The 21,972-nt window shown below is 63.7% G+C and carries 22 protein-coding genes; 10 read left to right on the top strand and 12 right to left on the bottom strand.

The window, feature by feature from the left end:
- Window positions 1-2: 2 nt before the first annotated feature.
- Entirely contained in the window at window positions 3-1,085 is a 1,083-nt protein-coding gene (locus tag ACLFLU_RS18285) for a substrate-binding domain-containing protein (RefSeq protein WP_426413547.1), read from the bottom strand.
- Window positions 1,086-1,196: 111 nt separating this feature from the next.
- Between ACLFLU_RS18285 and ACLFLU_RS18290 the strand changes: the two genes are divergently transcribed.
- Window positions 1,197-2,681 carry an aldehyde dehydrogenase family protein gene (locus ACLFLU_RS18290; RefSeq protein WP_426414022.1) on the top strand — a complete coding sequence of 495 codons (1,485 nt, stop codon included), beginning with the start codon at window positions 1,197-1,199 and terminating at the stop codon, window positions 2,679-2,681.
- A 189-nt stretch (window positions 2,682-2,870) separates the two neighbouring features.
- Window positions 2,871-3,134, top strand: a complete 264-nt coding sequence (locus ACLFLU_RS18295; RefSeq protein WP_426413548.1) for a hypothetical protein — start codon at window positions 2,871-2,873, stop codon at window positions 3,132-3,134.
- Window position 3,135: 1 nt separating this feature from the next.
- Here the strand turns inward: ACLFLU_RS18295 and ACLFLU_RS18300 are convergent, their stop codons facing one another.
- The 3 genes from ACLFLU_RS18300 to ACLFLU_RS18310 form a co-directional block, all read right to left on the bottom strand.
- Window positions 3,136-3,516: a DUF779 domain-containing protein gene (locus ACLFLU_RS18300; protein ID WP_426413549.1), complete on the bottom strand. Its 381-nt coding sequence runs from the start codon at window positions 3,514-3,516 to the stop codon at window positions 3,136-3,138.
- A gap of 71 nt (window positions 3,517-3,587) precedes the next feature.
- The gene (adh, locus tag ACLFLU_RS18305; RefSeq protein WP_426413550.1) at window positions 3,588-5,108 is read right to left on the bottom strand and encodes an aldehyde dehydrogenase; all 1,521 of its coding nucleotides are present in this window, start codon (window positions 5,106-5,108) and stop codon (window positions 3,588-3,590) included.
- Window positions 5,109-5,419: 311 nt separating this feature from the next.
- A complete protein-coding gene (locus ACLFLU_RS18310) occupies window positions 5,420-6,424 on the bottom strand; it encodes a hypothetical protein (RefSeq protein ID WP_426413551.1) in 1,005 nt (334 codons plus the stop codon).
- Between the two features lie 180 nt (window positions 6,425-6,604).
- Here ACLFLU_RS18310 and ACLFLU_RS18315 point away from each other — a divergent pair, with 180 nt between their 5' ends.
- The 3 genes from ACLFLU_RS18315 to ACLFLU_RS18325 are packed head-to-tail and all read left to right on the top strand — an operon-like array spanning window position 6,605 to window position 9,474.
- On the top strand, window positions 6,605-6,838 hold the full coding sequence (locus tag ACLFLU_RS18315; protein WP_426413552.1) for a hypothetical protein: 234 nt from the start codon (window positions 6,605-6,607) through the stop codon (window positions 6,836-6,838).
- A gap of 58 nt (window positions 6,839-6,896) precedes the next feature.
- Entirely contained in the window at window positions 6,897-7,703 is an 807-nt protein-coding gene (locus ACLFLU_RS18320; RefSeq protein WP_426413553.1) for a substrate-binding domain-containing protein, read from the top strand.
- Between the two features lie 13 nt (window positions 7,704-7,716).
- Window positions 7,717-9,474, top strand: coding sequence for a cytochrome c biogenesis protein DipZ (locus ACLFLU_RS18325; protein ID WP_426413554.1), 1,758 nt, complete (start codon window positions 7,717-7,719; stop codon window positions 9,472-9,474).
- Here ACLFLU_RS18325 and ACLFLU_RS18330 read toward each other — a convergent pair.
- The 3 genes from ACLFLU_RS18330 to ACLFLU_RS18340 form a co-directional block, all read right to left on the bottom strand.
- Window positions 9,453-10,250, bottom strand: coding sequence for a hypothetical protein (locus tag ACLFLU_RS18330; protein ID WP_426413555.1), 798 nt, complete (start codon window positions 10,248-10,250; stop codon window positions 9,453-9,455). The genes ACLFLU_RS18325 and ACLFLU_RS18330 overlap by 22 nt on opposite strands.
- A gap of 18 nt (window positions 10,251-10,268) precedes the next feature.
- Window positions 10,269-10,670, bottom strand: a complete 402-nt coding sequence (locus ACLFLU_RS18335; RefSeq protein ID WP_426413556.1) for a hypothetical protein — start codon at window positions 10,668-10,670, stop codon at window positions 10,269-10,271.
- A gap of 63 nt (window positions 10,671-10,733) precedes the next feature.
- The gene (locus tag ACLFLU_RS18340) at window positions 10,734-11,516 is read right to left on the bottom strand and encodes a hypothetical protein (protein WP_426413557.1); all 783 of its coding nucleotides are present in this window, start codon (window positions 11,514-11,516) and stop codon (window positions 10,734-10,736) included.
- A gap of 195 nt (window positions 11,517-11,711) precedes the next feature.
- On the opposite strand from ACLFLU_RS18340, the gene ACLFLU_RS18345 reads away from it, so the two are divergent.
- Window positions 11,712-12,374, top strand: coding sequence for a response regulator transcription factor (locus tag ACLFLU_RS18345; protein WP_426413558.1), 663 nt, complete (start codon window positions 11,712-11,714; stop codon window positions 12,372-12,374).
- A complete protein-coding gene (locus ACLFLU_RS18350) occupies window positions 12,371-13,678 on the top strand; it encodes an ATP-binding protein (RefSeq protein WP_426413559.1) in 1,308 nt (435 codons plus the stop codon). Before ACLFLU_RS18345 ends, ACLFLU_RS18350 begins: the two co-directional genes overlap by 4 nt.
- Before the next feature lie 3 nt (window positions 13,679-13,681).
- Here ACLFLU_RS18350 and ACLFLU_RS18355 read toward each other — a convergent pair whose 3' ends face one another.
- Window positions 13,682-14,578: an alpha/beta fold hydrolase gene (locus tag ACLFLU_RS18355; RefSeq protein WP_426413560.1), complete on the bottom strand. Its 897-nt coding sequence runs from the start codon at window positions 14,576-14,578 to the stop codon at window positions 13,682-13,684.
- A gap of 181 nt (window positions 14,579-14,759) precedes the next feature.
- Between ACLFLU_RS18355 and ACLFLU_RS18360 the strand changes: the two genes are divergently transcribed.
- Genes ACLFLU_RS18360 through ACLFLU_RS18370 form a run of 3 tightly spaced genes read left to right on the top strand, consistent with a single transcriptional unit; the run spans window position 14,760 to window position 18,279 of the window.
- Window positions 14,760-16,148, top strand: coding sequence for a class II 3-deoxy-7-phosphoheptulonate synthase (locus ACLFLU_RS18360; protein ID WP_426413561.1), 1,389 nt, complete (start codon window positions 14,760-14,762; stop codon window positions 16,146-16,148).
- A 4-nt stretch (window positions 16,149-16,152) separates the two neighbouring features.
- Window positions 16,153-16,506 (top strand): diacylglycerol kinase, encoded by a 354-nt coding sequence (locus ACLFLU_RS18365; RefSeq protein WP_426413562.1) that lies wholly within the window; start codon window positions 16,153-16,155, stop codon window positions 16,504-16,506.
- 15 nt (window positions 16,507-16,521) lie between these two features.
- Complete coding sequence (locus ACLFLU_RS18370) at window positions 16,522-18,279, top strand: NAD+ synthase (RefSeq protein ID WP_426413563.1); 1,758 nt, start codon at window positions 16,522-16,524, stop codon at window positions 18,277-18,279.
- 23 nt (window positions 18,280-18,302) lie between these two features.
- Here ACLFLU_RS18370 and ACLFLU_RS18375 read toward each other — a convergent pair whose 3' ends face one another.
- Genes ACLFLU_RS18375 through ACLFLU_RS18390 form a run of 4 tightly spaced genes read right to left on the bottom strand, consistent with a single transcriptional unit; the run spans window position 18,303 to window position 21,920 of the window.
- The gene (locus ACLFLU_RS18375) at window positions 18,303-18,695 is read right to left on the bottom strand and encodes a cytochrome C oxidase subunit IV family protein (protein ID WP_426413564.1); all 393 of its coding nucleotides are present in this window, start codon (window positions 18,693-18,695) and stop codon (window positions 18,303-18,305) included.
- An 8-nt stretch (window positions 18,696-18,703) separates the two neighbouring features.
- Entirely contained in the window at window positions 18,704-19,426 is a 723-nt protein-coding gene (locus tag ACLFLU_RS18380; RefSeq protein ID WP_426413565.1) for a heme-copper oxidase subunit III family protein, read from the bottom strand.
- A gap of 14 nt (window positions 19,427-19,440) precedes the next feature.
- On the bottom strand, window positions 19,441-20,145 hold the full coding sequence (locus ACLFLU_RS18385; protein ID WP_426413566.1) for a cytochrome c oxidase subunit 3: 705 nt from the start codon (window positions 20,143-20,145) through the stop codon (window positions 19,441-19,443).
- Entirely contained in the window at window positions 20,142-21,920 is a 1,779-nt protein-coding gene (locus tag ACLFLU_RS18390; protein WP_426413567.1) for a cytochrome c oxidase subunit I, read from the bottom strand. Before ACLFLU_RS18390 ends, ACLFLU_RS18385 begins: the two co-directional genes overlap by 4 nt.
- Window positions 21,921-21,972 lie beyond the last annotated feature (52 nt).

The following is a 21,972-nucleotide window of genomic DNA, read 5'->3' on the forward strand; positions in this document are numbered from 1 at the left end:
CATCATCGTGCGGAGTGCATCTCCAGGAAGGTCTTTACGCCGGAGACCTCGCCCGTGTCGGACAGGGTGTAACCGGGCAGGGCAGCGACGGCCGCTTGAAAATCATGACTGCGGATGATGTCGAGGATGCGTCGCATCGGCTCCGTCTCCAGGAAGGCGCGTTTGCAGACAAAGAAATAGTCCTCGGTGAGAACCCGGATGAAATCGAGACCGAACTGGCGGGCAGCGGCCTCGACACCGAAGGTGACATCGGCCATGCCGCTCGCGACGTAGGCTGCGACCGCCGCATGAGTGAACTCGATCTGCTGCGCGCCGTTGATCCTGCTCTGGTCGATACCTTGCGCGCCGAGCAGGCGGTCGAACAGCAGACGTGTGCCGGAATCGTGGTCGCGGTTGACGAAGCGCACCTTCGGTTCGGTCAAATCGCGAAGCGAGGCGATCCGCAACGGATTGCCGCGCGCGACCATCAGCCCCATCTCGCGCGTGACGAAATTGATGACGCGGTCCTCGCGCGGGTCGAGCCATTCGCGGGCGGAGTTGATGCCCTGGGCGCGCAGCTCGCCGCGCGGCAGATGCAGCCCGGAGAGATCGCATGCGCCCTGCGCCAGCGAGACCAGCGAATGCTGGTTGCTGACATAGCGCAGATCGACGCCGATGCCCGGCTCGCGGTCGAGGAATTCGCGCAGCTTTGCGACTGCAAAGCCGTGACTGGCATGGACGCGGATCACGGAGGGTCGTTGCTCGAGGAACGGCTTGATCTCGCTCGCGAGCTCCTGCGCCAGGTTTTCGAGCTGCGGTCCGAGCCGCGCCTGCATGCGCTCGCCGGCCCACACCAGCCGCTCGCCGAACGGCGTGAGTTTTGATCCCTTGCCGCGCTGGGTTTCGACCAGGGGCGTTCCGAAGAACTCCGACCATTGCTCGATCAGGTTCCAGACATGCCGGTAGGACAGCTGCGCATCGATGGCCGCGCTCGTGATCTTCCCGGTTTTCCGGATCTCATTGAGCACGCCGATCACGATGACGGCGGTGCGCGGATTGCCTTCATGGCGAAACCGCCACACAGCCTCGATCTCGATCTGAAGCATGAGTTTGCTTATGAAGTTCGCTTCATATATTGGACGTCCATCGGCACATCATATCATATTTACTCCGGCCATTTGGCGCTTAATCTGGCATACCAGAATGGAGGAAATATGATGTCTGTTGCATATGACTTTGCGCACTCGCCGGCCACCGAGTTCATGTCCCGGCCGCAGCATCTGCTCATCGACGGCCGCCGCGTGCCCGCGAGCTCCGGCCGCACCTTCAAGTCCCTCAATCCCGCCACCGGGCAGGTCATCGCCACCATCGCCGAGGGCAACGAGGCTGATGTCGAGTACGCGGTGGCGGCCGCCCGCCGCGCCTTCGAAGGTCCCTGGCGCACGATGCGCGCCTCTGAGCGCGGCCAGATCCTGCTGCGCTGGGCGGATCTGCTCAAGCAGCACTCGGAAGAAATCATCGAGCTCGAGTCGATCGATGCCGGCAAGCCGATCTCTTCGACGATGCGCCAGGATTTTCCGGCGGCCGTCGACACGCTGATCTATTACGCCGGCTGGGCCGACAAGATCAGCGGCGACGTCGTGCCGGTGCGCGACGATGCCTTGACCTACACCGTGCGCGAGCCGGTCGGCGTGGTCGCGGCGATCGTGCCGTGGAATTTCCCGCTGATGATCGGCATGTGGAAGCTTGCGCCTGCGCTGGCCTGCGGCTGTACCATCGTGATGAAGCCGGCCGAGCTGACCTCGCTGTCGGCGCTGCGTATCGCGGAGCTCGCGCTCGAAGCGGGCTTGCCGGCGGGCGTCTTCAACGTGGTCACCGGTCCGGGCCGCGTCGTCGGTGACGCGCTGGTCAATCATCCCGATGTCGACAAGGTCACCTTCACCGGCTCGCCCGGCGTGGGCCGCGGAATCATGAAGGGCGCGGCCAGCAACTTCAAGCGCGTCTCGCTCGAGCTCGGCGGCAAGTCGGCCAACGTCATTTTCGACGATGCCGATCTGGAGGCTGCTTCCAAGGCTGCGGCCTCCGGCATCTTCTTCAATGCGGGCCAGGTCTGCTCGGCCGGCTCCCGCGTGCTGGTGCAGGACAAGGCGTATGACGAGGTCGTGGAGCGCCTCGCCGCGCGCGCGAAGTCGATCAGAATCGGCGATCCGCTCGATCGTAAGACGGCGCTTGGACCTGTGATCTCCGAGAAGCAGATGAAGTCGATTCTCGACTATGTCGATATCGGACAGAAGGAGGGCGCGACCCTCGTCACCGGTGGTGAGAAGGTCGGTGATCGCGGCTATTTCATCAGCCCCGCGGTGTTCGCTGATGTTGCGCACGAGATGCGGATCTCGCAGGAAGAGATTTTCGGCCCCGTCGTCAGCGTCATCAAGTTCAAGGACGAGGCTGATGCTTTACGGATCGCTAACGGCACGGCCTACAGCCTCGCGGCCGGCGTCTGGAGCCGCGATATCGGCAAGCTCCAGCGCTTCGCCAAGCGGGCACGCGCCGGCACGGTCTGGATGAACACCTATGGCTACACCGACGTGCGGCTGCCCTGGGGCGGCGAGCGCGACTCCGGCCTTGGCCGCGAGCACGGCACCGCCGCGATCGACAATTTCACCGAACCCAAGGCTGTGTGGCTGAATTTGGCCGTCTGATACCTCCCGAGCGGCCAATCCTGGAGCCCGCCTGATCCGCCCGGTCAGGCGGGCTCTCTTTTTGGAGATCGATATAATTGTCTCCAATCCGCTCAGCGGCGGCAAACCCTGCGGACAAGAACCGATGTGGTTTAAACCTCCGCTTTGGAACCGACATGCATCCTGCCTGCAAAAGCGTGGGGCATCAGCATGTCAATTCTCAAGGAGATCGTCGCTGCGGTCGCGGGAGTCTATGCGCTTCTGTTCGTCTGCGACGCATTGTTCGGCGTCGGCGAGGCGCGCTTCGACGAATCCTATTACAGCGCCAGCTTCTACGCGCCGAAGCCGAAAGAATTCCGCTTTGCCAGCGATACGCCACCGGCGACCCGCGTCAGCGAAGCCTTCGCACAGTTCTCGGCGGCCGAGGCCAAGCCGAACAAGCGCTACTCGTCGCTGACGACGATCATTCGCTAATTCACGCCGCCCGCGCCGGCGGACCTGCGGCTTCGAGCTCGGCGGCTTCCTCGTCGGTGAAGACGCGGCTGCGGGTGAGAAACCGCACGCCTTCCGGCGCCTCGGCCGAGAAGCCCGAGCCGCGGCCGGGCACGACGTCGATGATGAGCTGGGTGTGCTGCCAATATTCGAACTGAGCCGCACCGATATAAAACTCGCAATCCGCGATCTTGCCGAGCAGCACGTCCTGCGGGCCGACCCTGAAATCGCCGACCGGATAACACATCGGCGCCGAGCCGTCGCAGCAGCCGCCGGATTGGTGGAACATCAATGCGCCGTGCTGGGTCTTGAGGCGCGCGACGATCTCGGCCGCCTTCGGCGTGATCTCGACCCGATTGACCATGATGAGCTTCCTGCAAACAAAAGGGTGGCGCAGGTGCGACGAGCCGCACCTGCGCCAGAGGCGGCGAACGATCAGAAGAAGCCGAGCGCCTTGGTCGAGTAGCTGACCAGGACGTTCTTGGTCTGCTGGTAGTGATCCAGCATCATCTTGTGGGTCTCACGCCCGATGCCGGACTGCTTGTAGCCGCCAAACGCCGCATGCGCGGGGTAGGCGTGGTAGCAATTGGTCCAGACGCGGCCGGCCTGGATGGCGCGGCCGAACCGGTAGGCGCGGTTGCCGTTGCGGGTCCACACGCCGGCGCCGAGGCCGTAGAGCGTGTCGTTGGCGATCGCGAGCGCGTCCTCCTCGTTCTTGAACTTCGCGACCGACACGACCGGCCCAAAGATCTCCTCCTGGAACACCCGCATCTTGTTGTTGCCCTCGAAGATCGTGGGCTCGACGTAATAGCCCTCGGCGAGCTCGCCCTCCATCTTCGCGCGCTTGCCGCCGGTCAGCACCTTCGCGCCTTCCTGCTTGCCGATGTCGAGATAGGACAGGATCTTTTCGAGCTGGTCGTTGGAGGCCTGCGCGCCGATCATGGTCGAGGCGTCGAGCGGGTGACCCTGCTTGATCTTCTTGGTCCGCGCGACCGCCTTCTCCATGAACTTGTCGTAGATCGATTCCTGCACCAGCACGCGGCTCGGGCAGGTGCAGACCTCGCCCTGGTTGAGCGCGAACATCGCAAAGCCTTCCAGCGCCTTGTCGAGGAAATCGTCGTCGTGTTCGGCGACGTCGGCGAAGAAGATGTTCGGCGACTTGCCGCCGAGCTCCAGCGTCACCGGAATGAGATTGTCGGACGCATATTGCATGATCATGCGGCCCGTCGTGGTCTCGCCGGTGAAGGCGATCTTGGCGATCCGCTTGTTCTGCGCCAGCGGCTTGCCGGCCTCGATGCCAAACCCGTTGACGACGTTGATGACGCCGGGCGGCAGGATGTCGGCGATCAGCTCCATCACGGCGAGGATGCCGAGCGGGGTCTGTTCAGCAGGCTTCAGCACCACGCAATTGCCGGCGGCAAGCGCCGGTGCGAGCTTCCACGTCGCCATCAGGATCGGGAAGTTCCAGGGGATGATCTGGCCGACGACGCCGAGCGGCTCATGATAGTGATAGGCGACGGTGTCGTGGTCGATCTCGGAGATGCCGCCTTCCTGCGCGCGCACGACGCTGGCGAAATAGCGCCAATGGTCGACGACCAGCGGCATGTCGGCATGCGTGGTCTCGCGGATCGGCTTGCCGTTGTCGAAGGTCTCGATCAGCGCCAGCAGATCGAGATTGGATTCGAGCTTGTCGGCGATCTTGTTCAGGATGCGCGAGCGTTCCTGCACGGAGGTCTTGCCCCAGGAATCCTTGGCCTTGTGAGCGGCGTCGAGCGCGAGCTCGATGTCGGCGGCGGTCGAGCGGGGCACCGAGCAGAGCTTCTTGCCGGTGATCGGGCTCGGATTGTCAAAATACTTGCCTTCCACCGGGGCAACCCATTTGCCGCCGATGAAATTGTCATAGCGTTCGCGGATGAGGAGTGTTTTCGAAACCTGGTCGAGCGCCTGCTGGAACATGAAGCTTCCTCCGTGGGATTGACGAATTTTTGTACTTTGTCGCCTCTGCGGTCTCGCGCCTGGTTGGTCGTGTGCTCCGATCGCGGCGGTGCAACACGATGCAACTGGTTGGCAAGAGCGCAGCGCGCTCCAGCAGCGAGTGGGATTCAGGTATCCCGGCGAAACCATCAGGAAGTCTGCGCTTAACACAGACATTCGTCAACGTTATATCCAATGGGATATTGCGACACATCAGGACCAACGTAGTAGGCGATCTCGCCGGGCACACGCCCCTTGGCGGGAGCAAGCGCCCGGCGTCGGCAAGGCAAACTTTATTTCGGCAGTGCTACGGACTTCAGCACGAATGGCCCGGGGTCCTTGTCCTTGTTGGGACCGATCAGATAGGACAATTTGCCTTCTGCAACCCAGGCGCTATCGCCGACCTGCGCCACCGAGACGGGCTCGGCAAGGCCATCCTTGATCACCTCGATCTTCGCCTCGTCGCCGCTGACCGTGACTTTGTCGAGCCGGCCTGCGCCCTCGATCAGGAGCAGGCCGTCACCATGCGCGCGCAGCGCATCGGCATGGTCGAGCGCGCTCGACGGCTTCAGCTCGGTGACGGCGCCAGCCTTGCCGTCTTTGACGGTGATCCGGAACAGTTTTCCAGGGATGAAGGTCGTCACATAGAGATTGCCGTCGCCTCCGACGGCGATGCCGTCGAGGCCGACGCCGTCCTTGGCAGGTGCCAGCGCTGGATCCGTCGCCCAGACTTCGAGCGCGGTCGCACCGGGCTTGAGGCTGTAGACATAGGGCGCAAAGGAGTCGCTGATATAAGCCGTCCCGTCGCTGCCGACCGCGATGTCGTTGCAGAACGATTTGTCGTCCTTGAGCGCGAAGCTGCCCTTGGGCGCGCCTGTGCGCAGGTCGAACGTCTTCAGGAACGCGCCCTTGCCGCTACCGGGGCTCGGAACGCCTATGCCCGACAAATCGTTCGAGCAGGCGTAAAGCGTGCCGCTCTTCTCGTCGGCCAGTACCCCGAGCGTGGAGCGGCTGCCGTTGGCGCCGGGCGAGATGAAGGCATCGACCTTGCCGGTTGGCGTCACCCGCGTCACCCCGCCATGGTTGAAGCTGCCGACATAAAGCGCGCCGTCGCTGGTCGCCGACACGCTTTCCGGGAAACATTTCTCGGGCAGGTTGACGGGCGTGCTCTCTGCCTGGGCAAGGCCTGTGGTCAATAGACTGGAGGCGAGGATAGCAGCGGCCGCACCGAGGGTGCGACCGATCGCGAGCGTTTCTCCCTGCCTGCGCGAGCGCAAGGCATTGTCGTGTTTTTTCATGATTGCGATTCCTGACGAATAAGAAGGGACTATTCTTCAGAGGCGAGCTTTGTCGGCCGTTTTGTCGCTTGCAGCTGGCGGATCCTTTTGCTCCTCCCCGGTCCGCCTTGCCGCGTCCGATATATATCAGTAAATATAGCGATACGAAGGCCGCTCGCCGGAACCGAAGAGGATGCCACGATGTCCCGTCACCTTGCGCCGATGGGCGAAGAGAACCGCAGCGTCGAAGCGCCCCGCAGGTGCTTGAGTTGCAACGGGATCATCGCCGGTCTCGCCGATCAGGATCTCGGCATCGGCCTCAACATCAAGCTCGGTCTGGTCTCGGACGAATGCGCGCTGATCTGCAACGCGTGCACCGCAAAATTGATCGAGACGGGGCCTCCCGCCGCAAGGCCCGTCACGCGGCGACGATAGCGTGGGGAGCCCGCGGCTGGGCTCGGTGGCTCGCGATAGAAGAGATAGACTGGTATCCATGAGACAATCGCTTTCCATCATCTCCGCGTTGATCGTCGCAATCAGCGTTACGACCGCTCGCGCCGAACCGGCAAAGGTCTTCGCCGCCGGCAGCCTGATTGCTCCGCTGAAGCAGGCGATCAAGGCGGCTGGCCTCGACGCCTCGCAAATCGCCGATCCCGTCTTCGGCCCGTCAGGCGGCCTGCGCGAGCGGATCGAGAAGGGTGAGGCCGCCGATCTCTTTCTGTCGGCCGATACAGGGCATCCGCGCACGCTGGCGGCCGAGCGGCCTCAGGCATTGATGGTCCCGTTTGCGCGCAACAATCTCTGCCTGTTCAGCCGCGAGGCGGTGGGGCTGACCGAGGCCAATGCGCTGGAGATGATGCTCGACCCCAACACGCGTCTGGCGACATCGATGCCGATCGTCGATCCCGGCGGTGACTATGCTTTCGCGGTGTTCAAGCGGGCGGAGACAGTTCGTGCCGGGGCTGAGGCTGTGCTCAGCCAGAAGGCCCTGAAACTGATCGGAGGGCCGGGCGCCATGAAGCCGCTCGAGGGGCACTCGCCAGCCGCCAGCATCTTCCTTGCCGACAAGGCCGATCTCCTGCTGGTCTATTGCAGCGGCCAGCAACAGACCTTGCGCGAGGTTCCCGGCTTGAAGGTGTCGCGGCTGCCGCCGGCGATCGATGTTGTCGCGACCTATGGACTGGTGCTGCTGACGGACAATCCGGCCGCTACGCGTCTTGCGCTGTTCCTGCTGTCGGATAGGGGCCAGGGCATTATTGCCGAAAACGGTCTTGTGAAGATCGCTCCCGCCGAGCGGTGATAAGAGCGGGCTCATGATTCTCTATCTGCTGGCCTATCTCGGTGGCGTCCTGACCATCGTGAGCCCCTGCATCCTCCCGGTCATTCCGTTCGTGCTGGCGCGCGCCGATCGTCCGTTCCTCAGGAATGGGCTGCCGATGCTGATCGGCATGTCGCTGGCGTTCGCCGTCGTCGCGACGTTTGCCTCGGTGGCGGGTGGCTGGGTCGTCTCGGCCAATCAGTATGGGCGCGGCGCCGCTCTGATCCTGCTCGCGTTGTTCGGCCTGACATTGGTATTTCCGGAGCTGGCCGACCGCCTGATGCGACCGCTGGTGGCCGTTGGTGCGCGGATGTCGCAATCGGCGGAGCAGCCGGGCGAGGACAGACTTGTTGCGCCTTTCGTGCTCGGAATTGCGACCGGCTTTCTCTGGGCGCCCTGTGCGGGTCCGGTGCTGGGCCTGATCCTGACCGGCGCCGCGCTTCAGGGCGCCAACGCCGCGACCGCGCTGCTGCTTCTGGTCTATGCGGCGGGCGCCGCAACCTCGCTGGCGCTGGCTTTGCTGATCGGCGGCCGCGTCTTCGCGGCGATGAAGCGCTCGATTGGCGCCGGTGAATGGATCAGGCGCGGCGTCGGCGTGGCCGTGCTTGCCGCTGTCGTCGCCATCTCGCTCGGCCTCGATACCGGCTTCCTCACCAACCTTTCCGTCGGCAGCACGACGTCGCTGGAGCAGGCGCTGCTCGACAGGTTGCGCCCGAGCGCGAAGACCGCGATGACGGGACCGTCGATGCAGGCGAAGCCAACCGGCGAGAATGCGTCAGATCTGCTGATGGTCGAGGACCTCGACCCCAAGCTCGCCGGTGCGCAGGAATGGCTCAACTCGCCACCGCTGACCTTCGAGGAGCTGAAGGGCAAGGTCGTCCTCGTCGACTTCTGGACCTATTCCTGCATCAACTGCCTGCGCTCGATCCCCTATGTCCGCGCCTGGGCTGAGAAATATCACGACCGCGGTCTCGTGGTGATCGGCGTGCACGCGCCGGAGTTCGCCTTCGAGCGCAATGTCGCCAACGTCAAGAACGCGGTCTCGACGTTGAAGATCAGCTATCCCGTCGCGATCGACAACGACTACAAGATCTGGCGCTCGTTCGAGAACCAGTACTGGCCTGCGCATTACTTCATCGATGCCAATGGGAAGGTCCGTCACCATCACTTTGGTGAGGGCGAGTACGCGGAGTCCGAGCGCGTCATCCAGGCTCTGCTTGCAGAGGCCGGCAACAAGAACGTCCCGTCCGATATCGTTGCGGTCAAGGCCTCGGGCGCGGAGGCGGCGGCTTCGGATAGCGCCGATGTCAAATCGCCCGAGACCTATGTCGGCTACGATCGCAGCGAAAACTTCGTCTCGCCCGGCGGCGTGGTGAAGGACGAAAGCCACGTCTATGCTGCCGGCGAGCCGCAGCTCAACGACTGGTCGCTGACCGGAAACTGGACGGTCGGGCCCGAGCGCGCGCAACTCAACGCACCTGACGGCAGCATCGTTTATCGCTTCCATGCCCGCGACCTGCATCTCGTGCTCGGTCCCGCCGCCGAAGGTGCCAGCATCCGCTTCCGCATCACCATCGACGGCAAGCCGCCCGGCAGCGCGCACGGCATGGACACGGACGCTGACGGCAACGGCGTGGTGACGACGCAGCGGCTCTATCAACTCGTCCGGACGCCGGACGCTGTCGCCGACCACACGTTCGAGATCCGGTTCCTCGATCCCGGCGTTCAGGCTTACGCCTTCACGTTCGGCTGAGCGAGTGCCTCGCCGGGATGCTGGCCCGCACGTTGCGGGATCAGCAGCAGGCAGGCCACCATGAACGCTGCGATCACGGCCGAGGCGAGAGGCCGGCTCAGCGCAAGTCCGCCGTGATCTAGCGGCTTGTCGAGGAAATCGCCGACGGTCGCGCCCAGCGGTCGCGTCAGGATGAACGCAGCCCAGAACAGCGTGACTCGCGAGACGCGCGTCCAGAAGTAAAGTGCAGCGATGACGGCAAGCCCGGCTGCGAAGATCAGCGCGCCGCCGCGATAGCCCATGTCGCCGGTATCGGCGATCCAATCGCCGAGTGCGGTGCCGAGCGTCTGCGAGAAGGTGATCGCGCCCCAATAGAAGGCCTCGACCCGCGGCGTGCTGACGCTGTTGACCGAGATCGTTCCTTCAGTGCGATACCAGAGGCCGAGCACCAGCACGAGACAGGTGAGGAGGAGCGTCGAGCCGCCGGTGTAACCAATGCCAAGTGAACGGTCGGCGAAGTCGGCCATCGTCGTGCCGAATGTCGTCGATGCCACGATGGTGGCCCAGTACAGCGCCGGATTGAACTTGCGCGCGCGGATCTGTGCGGCGATCAGGACGATCATCACCGCCAGGAACAGGCAGGTGCCGGCGAGGTATCCCCAGTTCAGCGTCATTGTCACGGTGTCGCCACCAGTCTCGCCAAGCGTCGTGGCGGCGATCTTGATGATCCAGAAGCCGAGCGTGACTTCGGGGACCTTGCTTTCGCTGACGAGGTTGCTCTTTGTGTAATCTTGCATGGTGTCCTCGTTGTCGTCTCACGCCTTGGCGACGCTATCCATGATCGCGAGCAGATCGGTGATCGCCTGCTTGCACTTTGCGGCATCCGGCGTGCTGGCGCGCAACGCCTCCAGCGCGCGGTCGATGGCCTTGTCGACGGTGTGCCAGTCGGCCGCCGCGCGCGGCTTCAAACCGGCTTCGGCCTCGTCCCATTTGGTCTCGAGGTCCTTGATCCTTGTCTTGGCGCCGGGCAGATCGCCCTTGTCGATCAGCGCGGCGACATCGACCACGATACTCCGGAACGGCGTGAGATCGCCGAGTTTTGCGGTCGCGGCTTCCGCGAGCGGTACGAAGGTGAAGTGCTGGCTCGCATGCATCTGCGGTTCGCCGGTGAAGGTTGTCATGAGCCCAACGGTAACGGCGGCGATAAGTCTCATCATGTGGTTTCTCCTGGTGTGGTTCCTGCGTCCGTGCAGGGAGCGGTGAAGTCTTTTGGGAGTGGGCTATTGCGCCGGACCGGCGCGGCGCGCGCCGTCGCCTTCGAACGTCACCCAGGCAACGAGGCCGACGATCACGGTCAGGAAGACGATGCTGGTCTGGATCGTGCCGAGGCCCATGCCGCCATACTCGCGCGACTGCGACAGCAGGTCGCCGAGTGAGGCGCCAAGCGGGCGGGTGAGGATGTAGGCAAGCCAGAAGGTCAGGACGGAATTGGCGCCGAAGTTGTAGGCCGTCATCACCGCAGCGATCAGCATACCGAAAGCGGCGACGCCGAGCTGGAAGCCGAGGCCGAGCGCTTCGGTTGCAAGGTCACCGGCGGCGGTGCCGAGCGCGAAGGTGAACAGGATCGCGGTCCAGTAGAACAGCTCGCGCCGCGTCGTGACGATGCTGTGGATCGACAGCGTGCGCTCGGCGCCGTACCAGATCGCGAAGGTCGCAGCTAACGCACAGGCGAAGGCCGCGGTGCTGACATAGAGACTGATCTCGAGCTTGTCGGTCAGGAGATCGGTGAGCTGCGTGCCGACGATGCTGACGAGGACGACGGTGAGCCAGTAGATCCAGGGCACATAAGCGCGGCGGCTCAGTTGCAGCAGCAGCGCGGCGAGCAGGAGGCCACTCATGCAGATCGCGGTCAGGCTGGCGCCGAGCCCGACATGCACCGCAAGATAGTCGGCGCCGGTCTCGCCCACCGTGGTCGAGAGAATCTTGATGGCCCAGAAGATCGCGGTGACCTCCGGAACCTTGTTCAGCATTTGCCTTGCGCCAAAGCCTGAATATTGCGACATGCCCAAATCTCCCAAAGCCGAAGCGATGCCGGAGCGTCGCGCAGGCGACTTAGGCCCGGCTTAGGGGCGGGAATTTTTCCGGGCAGGGCGGCGTTCGCCGCAATTTGGGCCCGCTGAAGCTTCCTAACTCTGCGCTAAGTCGGAATGGCCATGATTTTGACGGCCGGATGGCCTGGCGGTTTTGAGGATCTATTCTTGCGGGTTTTGCTGATCGAGGACGACAAGATGGTTGGCGCCGCCGTCGAGCAGGCGCTGAAGGATGCCGCCTACGCCGTCGACTGGGTGAGAGACGGCGAGGCTGCGCTGGTTGCTGCTGCAAGCGAATCCTACGAGGTCATTCTGCTCGATCTTGGCCTGCCCAACGTAGACGGCCGTGACATCCTGCGGCGGCTGCGTGCTGACGGCCGTAAGCTCCCCATCATCATCGTGACCGCGCGCGATGCCATCGACGATCGGATCGAGGGGCTCGATCTCGGCGCGGACGATTACCTGGTCAAGCCGTTCGAGATCCGCGAGCTGCTGGCGCGGATGCGCGCGGTGACGCGCCGCGAAGGCAGCGGTGCGCCTGCTGTGCTCGGCAACGGCAAGCTCAATCTCGATCCTGCGACCCGCGAGGCCTCGCTCAATGGCCAAACGGTTCTCCTGACCGCGCGCGAGTTCGCGCTGCTCCAGGCTTTGCTGACGCGGCCCGGCACCATCCTGTCGCGGGGCGAGCTCGAGCGGCAGCTTTACGGCTGGAACGAGGAGGTCGAAAGCAATGCGGTCGAATTCGTGATCCACACCATCCGAAAGAAACTCGGCACGGAGGCGATCCGTAACGTGCGCGGGATGGGATGGATGGTGGATCGCGCGCCATGATCAAGTCGTTGCGCGGACGGCTGTTCATCAGCTTGACGACGATTGTCCTGCTGACAGGACTTGTGGGGGGCGTGCTTGCGCACCGGTGGGCATTCGACGAAGCCATTGAGACGCAGGACTCCGTCCTGATCCAGATCGCGGGTCTCGTTCAGAGCGGCGGTTTCACAGGAGCTCAGGACCTCCGCGGGGTCGATGAGGATTCCGAAGTCTGGCTGATGGAGCTGGGCAAGACGCCGCAAGGCACGCCCGAGGAGCGTCAGTTGTGGCGGCTTCAGGACGGCATGCGCGACGCGACGCGAAAGGGAAAGCCGGTCCGCGTGGTGCTGCGGACGCGGCCCGATGGCAGCCGCTTTGCAGTGGCGCAGAGCACGGGCGTTCGTGATGAGATCGCGGGCGACATGGCGTTCCGCACCGTGCTTCCGATTGCAGCGCTCATCCCCTGCCTGATGCTGGTGATCGCCTTCGTCATCGCCAGATCGCTGCGCCCGATGGTGCGTCTTGCAGAGGAACTCGATGCCAGGCCCGCGGATGACATGACGGCGCTCCCGCTTCACGACCTCCCGAGCGAACTCAACCCGTTCGTATCCTCGATCAACGGTTTGTTGCGCCGCGTGCACGACATGATGGAGCAGCAGCGCAGGTTCATCGCGGATGCCGCACACGAACTGCGGACGCCGCTGACGGCGCTGAGCCTGCAGGCCGAGAATCTCGATCAGGTCGAGCTGCCGCCTGTGGCACGCGAACGCCTTGCGGCGCTCCGGCAGGGCATGCGCCGCAGCAAGCATCTTCTGGAACAGTTGCTGGCGCTGGCACGGCATGACACAACGCCCTCCGATCGTGCCCAATGGGAGGTCGTGGAGCTCGATCGCACGGCAAGAGGGGTGATCGCCGATCTGTTGCGGGAGGCGATCAACCGTGGCGTCGATCTCGGCTTCGCACGAGCCGAGCCGGTCCCGGTGCGAGGTGAGCCCGTCATGCTCACCGCCATGATCCGAAATCTCATCGACAACGCGCTCCGGTTCGTGCCGGAGGGTGGCAGGATCGATGTGGCGATTTACCAGGACGATGCGACATGTGTGCTTCAAATCGAGGACACCGGGCCCGGCGTTTCTTCCGACGAGATCGATCGGATCTTTGAGCCGTTCTTCCGAGGGCAGCGTCCGGAAGGCGATGGCGTCGGTCTCGGCCTCTCGATCGTGAAACGGATCGTCGATCGGCTTGGTGGTACGATTGAGGCGGCGAACGTCACGGAGGCGGAGCGAACCGGGCTACGCGTTGTCGTCAAATTGCCCTCGGCCGCCTAACGATCATTCCCCCTGGATCCATTCCGCCACGCCGCGCCACAGCGTGTCGCGGTGCTCCGGGCGGAAGAAGCCGAAATGGCCGATCGCCTTGGCGCCAACGTCGGAGGGTTTCACCGTCAACACCTCCGGCTGGATCGCCGTGAAGCCGGACGCGAGCAGCTCGACCGCCGGCCGCGTTGCCCATGGATCATCGGAAAAGCAGAGCGCGCGCAGCTCGCCCTTGAACTTCGCAAAATTCTCAAGTGCCGGCAGTTTTGAATCGAAGAGATAGCGCGGGCTCGAGACCCAGTCGGCCCATTGCAGGAAGACGCCCTTGGGCAGATCCTCGCCGATGCCGACCCAGCCCGGCGCATAGCCGAGCGCGTGGACCAGCGGCACGCCAACGAAATTCATGAAGGTGTAGACGCGGTATTTCTCCGGCGACGTCATCAGCCGCCAGGTCGCGGCCTGTGAGGCCACGAACGCGGCGCGCGAAATCTCGCTGTTGTTTTCGATCAGCCCGAGCGCCTGGCCACCGAAGGAATGGCCGACATAGGCAAGTGCTAGCCCATGATAACGTTCGCGCATCCAGCGCACCGCAGCGGTGACGTCCTGCGCGGCCCAGTCCGACATCGAGGCCTTGAAGCCGACCAGCGATTTCGGCTGGTTGTAGCCGACCATCGCCGGCTGCCGGGAGTCGCCGATGCCGCGATAGTCGTAGGTGAGTACCGCGCAGCCACGATGGGCGAGATAGGAGGCAAAGCCGCGATAGATTTTTCGCGGGACGGCGGTCGCTGAGTTGATCAGGACGGCATGGCGCTTGGCGCCGCGGGGCAGGAACAGGGTGCCGGTCAGCGCGTACCCGTCGGTCGCCGGGAAGCTGATCTCGTCGATGAAAACGTCGTCCAGTGCCGCGTCCATGGGTGGAAGTCGTCTTGCCGGTTTCCTCTGCCGCCCCTAGCAAATGCGAATTCGGCTTTGCTCGCAAGGGTTTGCATTGCGAAATGGATTTACAACTGGCGGTGTCGTGCCAGCCTGTGTATAAGGCGGCCCTCGCAACCCACAGATCAGGTTGCACTTTTTGCTTCACGGAGAGATTGCGATGTCCGAGCGGTGGACGCCCGAGTCCTGGCGCAGCAAGCCGGTGCTACAGGTGCCCGAATATCCCGACGCCAAGGCTTTGGCCGACGTCGAGGCGCAGCTTGCAACCTTTCCGCCGCTGGTGTTTGCCGGCGAGGCGCGCAATCTGAAGAAGGCGCTGGCCCGCGTTGCGGCCGGCGATGCCTTCCTTCTGCAGGGCGGCGATTGCGCCGAGAGCTTTGCCGAGCACGGTGCCAACAACATCCGCGACTTCTTCCGCGTGCTGCTGCAGATGGCGGTGGTGTTGACCTACGCCGGCGCGGTGCCGGTGGTGAAGGTCGGCCGCATCGCCGGCCAGTTTGCAAAACCGCGCTCGTCGCCGACCGAGAAGGTGGGCGGCCTCGAGCTGCCGAGCTATCGCGGCGACATCGTCAACGACATCGCCTTCACCAAGGAAGCGCGCGTGCCGGATCCGCAGCGCCAGCTGATGGCCTATCGCCAGTCGGCCGCGACGCTGAACCTGCTGCGCGCCTTCGCCACAGGCGGTTTCGCTAACCTCGGCAGCGTGCATCAATGGATGCTCGGCTTTCTCAAGGACTCGCCGCAGTCACGTCGCTACAAGGAATTGGCCGACCGCATCTCGGACGCGCTCAACTTCATGCGCGCCTGCGGCCTCGATCTCGAGAGCCATCCGGAGCTGCGCGCCACCGATTTCTACACCAGCCATGAAGCGCTGCTGCTCGGCTATGAGCAGGCCATGACCCGCGTCGATTCCACGACCGGCGACTGGTACGCAACCTCGGGCCACATGATCTGGATCGGCGACCGCACCCGCCAGCTCGATCACGGCCATGTCGAATATTTCCGCGGCATCAAGAACCCGATCGGGCTGAAATGCGGCCCGTCGCTCAAACCCGACGAGCTGTTGAAGCTGATCGACGTGCTCAACCCCGACAACGAGCCGGGCCGGCTGACGCTGATCAACCGCTTCGGCTCCGACAAGGTCACCGACCATCTGCCGAACCTGATCCGCGCCGTGAAGCGCGAGGGCAAAGTGGTGGTCTGGTCGTGCGATCCCATGCACGGCAACACCATCACCTCGACGTCGGGCTACAAGACCCGGCCGTTCGACCGCGTGCTGTCGGAAGTGAAGTCGTTCTTCACGATCCACGCCGCGGAAGGCACCCATGCCGGCGGCGTGCATCTGGAGATGACCGGCCAGGACGTCACCGAATGCATCGGCGGCGCCCGCGCCATCACCGACGAGGATCTCAACGACCGCTACCACACGGTCTGCGATCCCCGCCTCAATGCCGAGCAATCCATCGACATGGCTTTCCTTGTCGCCGAACTGCTGAAGCAGGAACGTGCCGGCAAGGTCAGGCCGATGCCGGCCGCAGCGGGGCTCTAAAACCTTGCTGCGGATCTGGAAGGCCACGATCAACTCGCGGAACGGTATGGCCTTTGCGTTCCGCTCGGAACAGGCCATCCGCGAGGAGATCTTTGCGCTGATCCTGTCGCTGCCGGTGGCGTGGTTCGTCGCCGCGACCGCAACGCGCGCGGTCGAGCTGGTGTGTTCCGTCGCCTTCGTGCTGGTGGTCGAGCTGCTCAACACCGCGATCGAGAAGCTCGCCGACCGCCTGACCATGGATCACGACAAGCAGATCGGGCGGGTCAAGGACATGGGCTCGGCCGCGGTGGGCGTTGCGCTGCTGATGGCCGGCGCGTTCTGGATCATCGCGATCATCGAGCGTCTGGGGTTCCTCTAGCTGGGCGGAGCGGCCATGACCGAACGTCTCAACGCATTCGCGGTCACGCTCGCGCAGCTCAATCCGACCATGGGCGACATCGAGGGCAACGCCGCGAAAGTTCGCTCGGCGCGCGCGCGAGCCATCGCCGATGGCGCCGATCTCGTGCTGTTTCCGGAATTGTTCATCGCCGGCTATCCGCCGGAAGATCTGGTGCAGAAGCCGGCCTTCCAGGCCGCCTGCCGTTCCGCAATCGAAGCGCTCGCGCGCGAGACCGGCGACGGCGGCCCGGCGTTGCTGGTCGGCACGCCCTGGGTCGAGGAGGACAAGCTCTACAATGCCTGCGCGCTGCTCGACGGCGGGCGCATCGCAGCGTTGCGCTTCAAATGCAACCTGCCGAATTACGGCGTGTTCGACGAGAAGCGGTTGTTTGCGCGCGGGCCGGCGGCAGGCCCGGTCACCGTGCGGGGCGTGCGGATCGGCGTGCCGATCTGCGAGGACATCTGGCTGGAAGAGTCCGAGGATTACGAAAACGTGGTCGAGACGCTGGCCGAGACCGGCGCCGAGATCATTCTGGTGCCGAACGGCTCGCCCTATGGCCGCGACAAGAACGACGTGCGTCTGTCGGTGGCGGTCGCGCGGGTTACCGAGAGCGGCTTGCCGCTGGTCTATCTCAATCAGGTCTGCGGCCAGGACGAACTCGTGTTCGACGGCGCGTCTTTCGCGCTCAATGGCGATCTCTCGCTCGCCGCGCAACTGCCGGCGTTCGCAGAGAGCATCACGACGTTGCGCTTCATCAGGAACGGCGGCGATTGGCGCTGCACCGGACCGATTGCCGAGCAGCCCGAAGGCGATCACGCCGACTATGCCGCGTGCGTGCTCGGCCTGCGCGACTACGTCACCAAAAACGGCTTTCCCGGCGTGCTGCTTGGCATCTCCGGCGGGATCGATTCCGCGCTCTGTGCGGCAATCGCGGTCGATGCGCTGGGCGCCGACCAGGTGCATGGCGTAATGCTGCCTTATCGCTACACGGCGGCACACTCGATTGCGGATGCCGGCGAGCTCGCCGGCCATCTCGGCATCCGCTACGAGGTGTTGCCGATCGCGGAAGCCGTGACCGGCTTCGAGACCATCCTGTCCGGTATCTTCAAGAATCTGCCGCCCGATATCACCGAGGAAAACCTTCAGGCCCGCACCCGCGGCACGCTGCTGATGGCGATCTCCAACAAGACCGGGCTGATGGTGGTGACGACAGGCAACAAGTCGGAAATGTCGGTCGGCTATGCCACGCTCTATGGCGACATGAACGGCGGCTTCAATCCGATCAAGGACATTTACAAGACGCAGGTGTTCCGGCTGGCGGCGTTGCGCAATTCATGGAAGCCCGACGGCGCGCTCGGACCCGCAGGCGAGATGATCCCGCCCGACATCATCACGCGGCCGCCGACGGCGGAGCTGCGCGAGAACCAGACCGATCAGGACTCGCTGCCGCCCTATGAGGTGCTCGATGCGATCCTGGAGCGTCTGGTCGAACGCGAGGAGCCGCTCGACCAGATCATCGCCGCGGGCTTCGACCGCGAGACGGTGACCCGTATCGACCATCTTCTCAACGTCGCCGAATACAAGCGCCGCCAGGCCGCGCCCGGCGTGAAGGTGACACGGAAGAATTTCGGCCGCGACCGCCGCTATCCCATCACCAACCGCTTTCGCGACCGGGGCGAGCCGCTCGCCGCTCCGGACGAGACGCTGGTGTCGCGCGGCAGCAAGGCGTCGATCGACGCGTTCGAGGGGTGACGTCAGTTCCAGGTCTGGCGGTGCTACGACGGGCTTGCGAAAAACAGCGCCCGCAGCAGGTGCGTGTATTCGGATTCGAGCACCATGATTGACACAAATACCAACACCGCAATCGGCGGCAGCAGGATGGCATAGGCGAGGGCCAGCCGTTCCCAGGCCATGTGCATGAAGACGGCGACGATCAAGCCGGCCTTGAGCACCATGAACAGCAGGATCAGCGACCACCTGAGATAGCCGTGCAGGCCAAAGTAATCGACGAGGTAGGAGCACGTGCTGAGGACGAACAACCAGCCCCAGACCACGAGGTAGAGCTTGATCGGATGCTGTTGCCCCTTGGCGTGCACGGCTGCTGTTGCGACTGCGCCATGCGCAGGAGCGTGGAGCTGTCCTTCCATGTGTACCGTCGCGTTCGTCATGCGCCACCTCACCAAAGATAGAACAATGCAAAGATGAATACCCACACGAGATCGACGAAGTGCCAGTACAGGCCCATGATCTCGACGATCTCGTAGTACCCCTTCCGGCTGGTGAAGAAGCCGCGCCTCCCGACGTCGAAGTCTCCGCGCGCGACCTTGCGTGCAATAGCGATCAGGAAGATGACGCCGATGGTCACATGGGTGCCGTGGAAGCCGGTGATCATGAAAAAGCTCGAGCCGAACTGCTCCGCACCCCACGGGTTGCCCCAGGGCCGGACGCCCTCCCTGATCAGCTTGGTCCACTCGAAAGCCTGCATGCCGACGAAGGTTGCGCCGAACGCCGCCGTGACCAGCATCAAGGCTGCGGTTCTGATGCGATCGCGGCGATAGCCGAAATTGACGGCCATCGCCATGGTCCCGCTGCTGCTGATCAGGATGAAGGTCATGATGGCGATCAGGATGAGCGGGATGTGCTTGCCGGCGAGGTTGAGGGCGAAGACTTCGCTGGGGTTGGGCCACGGCACGGTCGTAGACATGCGCGCCGTCATGTAGGAGAGCAGGAAGCAACTGAAGATGAAGGTGTCGCTGAGGAGGAAGATCCACATCATGGCCTTGCCCCAGGACACATTCTTGAACGCGCGCTGATCCGAAGCCCAGTCCGCAGCGATGCCGCGCCAGCCCGGAAGCCGTTCGGGAGCTTCTGCTGTATGTGTCAGCACGGTCTCAGCCATCCGGTCTCGCCTCCCTAGCTCAGCAATTGGCGACAGATGTTGACGAAATCGTCGGTCCAGCCCGTGAGAAGCCCGAGCAGGACAAGCCAGACCAACAGCAGGAAGTGCCAGTAGGTGGCACATAGTTCCACGCTCAAGCGCATGTCGGCGATCTCGGAGCTGCGCCACACCTTGGCCGAGGTTCGGCCCAGCGCAACCAGGCCGCCCGTCAGATGCAGCCCGTGCAACGCGGTCAACAGATAGAAGAACGAATTGGCCGGATTGGACGCCACGAAATATCCGGCCGCGTTGAGCTGCTGCCAGGCCAGGAGCTGCCCGGCGAGGAAGATCATGGCGGACACTCCGCCCGCGAGCAGACCGGTCATGACGCCATCAGCGTCGTGTCGGCGCGCGGCCACAGACGACCATTGCAGCGCGACGCTGCTCACGACCAGGACGCCCGTGTTGATCCACAGCAGCCGCGGCACGGGCAGCGCCCGCCAATCAACCGCGTTCATGCGCATCGAGTAGGCGCTGATGAAGAGGACGAACAATGAACTCGCGACGGCGAGAAACACGCCAAGCCCGATCTTCGCTGCCGGCCAGGTCATGGCATCGCCGCCGGGGAAGTCACCGACCGGACCTTCCTCCAGCCAGGGCTTGGCCGTCAGCCGCTGCTGCGACAGCCACCAGCCAGCGATGATCGCGATCACAGCCAGGAACAGGAGGATGGCACTCACGAAGCAGCTCCCTGAACGACCGGCGTCGCGCGCGGCGGCTGGTTCTGCGGAATGAAGTCCTCGGCGGCGCCGGGGACACTGTAGTCATAGGCCCAGCGGTAGACGACCGGGAGCTCCTTGCCCCAGTTGCCGTGCCCGGGGGGAGTCTCCGGCGTCTGCCATTCCAGCGTCGTCGCCCGCCACGGATTGCCGCCCGAGGGCTCACCTTTGAACAGGCTCCAGGCAAGATTGAACAGGAACACCATCTGGCTGAAGCCGACGGTCAGGGCCACCACGGAAATGAAGGCATTCAGCGAGTGGGCCGAGGGCGGGATGAACGCGGTGTCACCGAGTTCGAAATACCGGCGCGGAACCCCGAGCAGTCCAAGATAGTGCATGGGGAAGAAGATCAGGTAGGCCCCGAGGAAGGTGACCCAGAAGTGAAACTTGCCGAGGACGTCGTTCAGCATCCGCCCCGTAACCTTGGGGTACCAATGATAGATCGCCCCGAGCACGACCATGATCGGTGCCACGCCCATCACCATGTGGAAATGCGCGACCACGAACATGGTATCCGAGAGCGGAACGTCCACGACGACGTTGCCGAGGAAGAGGCCGGTGAGCCCGCCGTTCAAGAAGGTGATGATGAAGCCGAGGGCGAACAGCATCGGGACCCTGAGATGAATGTCGCCGCGCCACAGGGTCAGCACCCAGTTGTAGACCTTGATCGCGGTTGGGATGGCGATGATGAGCGTCGTGGTTGCGAAGAAGTACCCGAACTGCGGGAACATTCCGCTTACATACATGTGGTGCGCCCATACGAGGAAGCTGAGCGCGCCGATGGCCACGATCGCCCAGACCATCATGCGGTAACCAAAGATGTTCTTGCGTGCATGCGTGCTGATCAGGTCGGAGACGATGCCGAAGGCGGGCAGGGCGACGATGTAGACCTCGGGATGGCCGAAGAACCAGAACAGGTGCTGGAAGAGCAACGGGCTGCCGCCATTGTATTTCGACAGCTGGCCCATCTCGACGAGGGAGGGCATGAAGAAGCTGGTTCCCAAGAGACGGTCGAGCAACAGCATGACCGAGGCAACGAAGAGTGCCGGGAACGCCAGCAACGCCATGACGGTCGCCGTGAAAATGCCCCACACCGTCAGGGGCAGGCGCATCAACGTCATGCCGCGAGTGCGCGCCTGGAGCACCGTGACCACATAATTCAGTCCGCCCATGGTGAAGCCGATGATGAACAGGATCAGAGACGACATCATGAGAACGATGCCCCAATCCTGCCCGGGTGTTCCGGAGAGGATTGCTTGCGGCGGGTACAGCGTCCAGCCGGCGCCGGTGGGACCGCCGGGCACGAAGAATGTCGAGGCCAGCACCAGGACCGCGAGCAGATAGACCCAGTAGCTCAGCATGTTCACATAAGGGAAGACCATGTCCCGGGCGCCGACCATCAGCGGGATCAGGTAGTTGCCAAAGCCTCCCAGAAACAATGCGGTGAGCAGGTAGATCACCATGATCATGCCGTGCATGGTGATGAGCTGGAGGTACTGGTTGGGATCGATGAAAGAGAAGGTGCCGGGAAATCCCAGTTGCAGTCGCATCAGCCACGACAGCACCAGGGCCACGAGACCGATGGCCGAAGCTGTCAGCGCGTACTGGATGGCGATGACCTTGGCATCCTGCGAAAAGACGTACCGCGTCCACCAGCTTCTCGGATGGTAGAGCTCGACCTCAGGCACTTCGGCAGGCGGAATGCCGGTGATCCCATCATATGGAATATCGACCATAGAAACCTCCTCGGTCGTTTCCATCGGGGGCGACGAGCTGGCCTCACGCACC

Source organism: Bradyrhizobium ganzhouense (assembly GCF_049949285.1).
Lineage (GTDB): Bacteria > Pseudomonadota > Alphaproteobacteria > Rhizobiales > Xanthobacteraceae > Bradyrhizobium > Bradyrhizobium ganzhouense.

Excerpts from the sequence above, each read along its gene's own strand:
- ACLFLU_RS18340 (WP_426413557.1), bottom strand. The coding sequence starts at position 11,516 with ATGTCGCAATATTCAGGCTTTGGCGCAAGGCAAATGCTGAACAAGGTT.
- ACLFLU_RS18290 (WP_426414022.1), top strand. The coding sequence starts at position 1,197 with ATGTCTGTTGCATATGACTTTGCGCACTCGCCGGCCACCGAGTTCATG.
- ACLFLU_RS18355 (WP_426413560.1), bottom strand. The coding sequence starts at position 14,578 with ATGGACGCGGCACTGGACGACGTTTTCATCGACGAGATCAGCTTCCCG.
- ACLFLU_RS18310 (WP_426413551.1), bottom strand. The coding sequence starts at position 6,424 with ATGAAAAAACACGACAATGCCTTGCGCTCGCGCAGGCAGGGAGAAACG.
- adh (WP_426413550.1), bottom strand. The coding sequence starts at position 5,108 with ATGTTCCAGCAGGCGCTCGACCAGGTTTCGAAAACACTCCTCATCCGC.
- ACLFLU_RS18360 (WP_426413561.1), top strand. The coding sequence starts at position 14,760 with ATGTCCGAGCGGTGGACGCCCGAGTCCTGGCGCAGCAAGCCGGTGCTA.
- ACLFLU_RS18330 (WP_426413555.1), bottom strand. The coding sequence starts at position 10,250 with ATGCAAGATTACACAAAGAGCAACCTCGTCAGCGAAAGCAAGGTCCCC.
- ACLFLU_RS18325 (WP_426413554.1), top strand. The coding sequence starts at position 7,717 with ATGATTCTCTATCTGCTGGCCTATCTCGGTGGCGTCCTGACCATCGTG.
- ACLFLU_RS18300 (WP_426413549.1), bottom strand. The coding sequence starts at position 3,516 with ATGGTCAATCGGGTCGAGATCACGCCGAAGGCGGCCGAGATCGTCGCG.
- ACLFLU_RS18380 (WP_426413565.1), bottom strand. The coding sequence starts at position 19,426 with ATGGCTGAGACCGTGCTGACACATACAGCAGAAGCTCCCGAACGGCTT.
- ACLFLU_RS18390 (WP_426413567.1), bottom strand. The coding sequence starts at position 21,920 with ATGGTCGATATTCCATATGATGGGATCACCGGCATTCCGCCTGCCGAA.
- ACLFLU_RS18285 (WP_426413547.1), bottom strand. The coding sequence starts at position 1,085 with ATGCTTCAGATCGAGATCGAGGCTGTGTGGCGGTTTCGCCATGAAGGC.
- ACLFLU_RS18320 (WP_426413553.1), top strand. The coding sequence starts at position 6,897 with ATGAGACAATCGCTTTCCATCATCTCCGCGTTGATCGTCGCAATCAGC.
- ACLFLU_RS18350 (WP_426413559.1), top strand. The coding sequence starts at position 12,371 with ATGATCAAGTCGTTGCGCGGACGGCTGTTCATCAGCTTGACGACGATT.
- ACLFLU_RS18295 (WP_426413548.1), top strand. The coding sequence starts at position 2,871 with ATGTCAATTCTCAAGGAGATCGTCGCTGCGGTCGCGGGAGTCTATGCG.
- ACLFLU_RS18335 (WP_426413556.1), bottom strand. The coding sequence starts at position 10,670 with ATGATGAGACTTATCGCCGCCGTTACCGTTGGGCTCATGACAACCTTC.
- ACLFLU_RS18370 (WP_426413563.1), top strand. The coding sequence starts at position 16,522 with ATGACCGAACGTCTCAACGCATTCGCGGTCACGCTCGCGCAGCTCAAT.
- ACLFLU_RS18375 (WP_426413564.1), bottom strand. The coding sequence starts at position 18,695 with ATGACGAACGCGACGGTACACATGGAAGGACAGCTCCACGCTCCTGCG.
- ACLFLU_RS18315 (WP_426413552.1), top strand. The coding sequence starts at position 6,605 with ATGTCCCGTCACCTTGCGCCGATGGGCGAAGAGAACCGCAGCGTCGAA.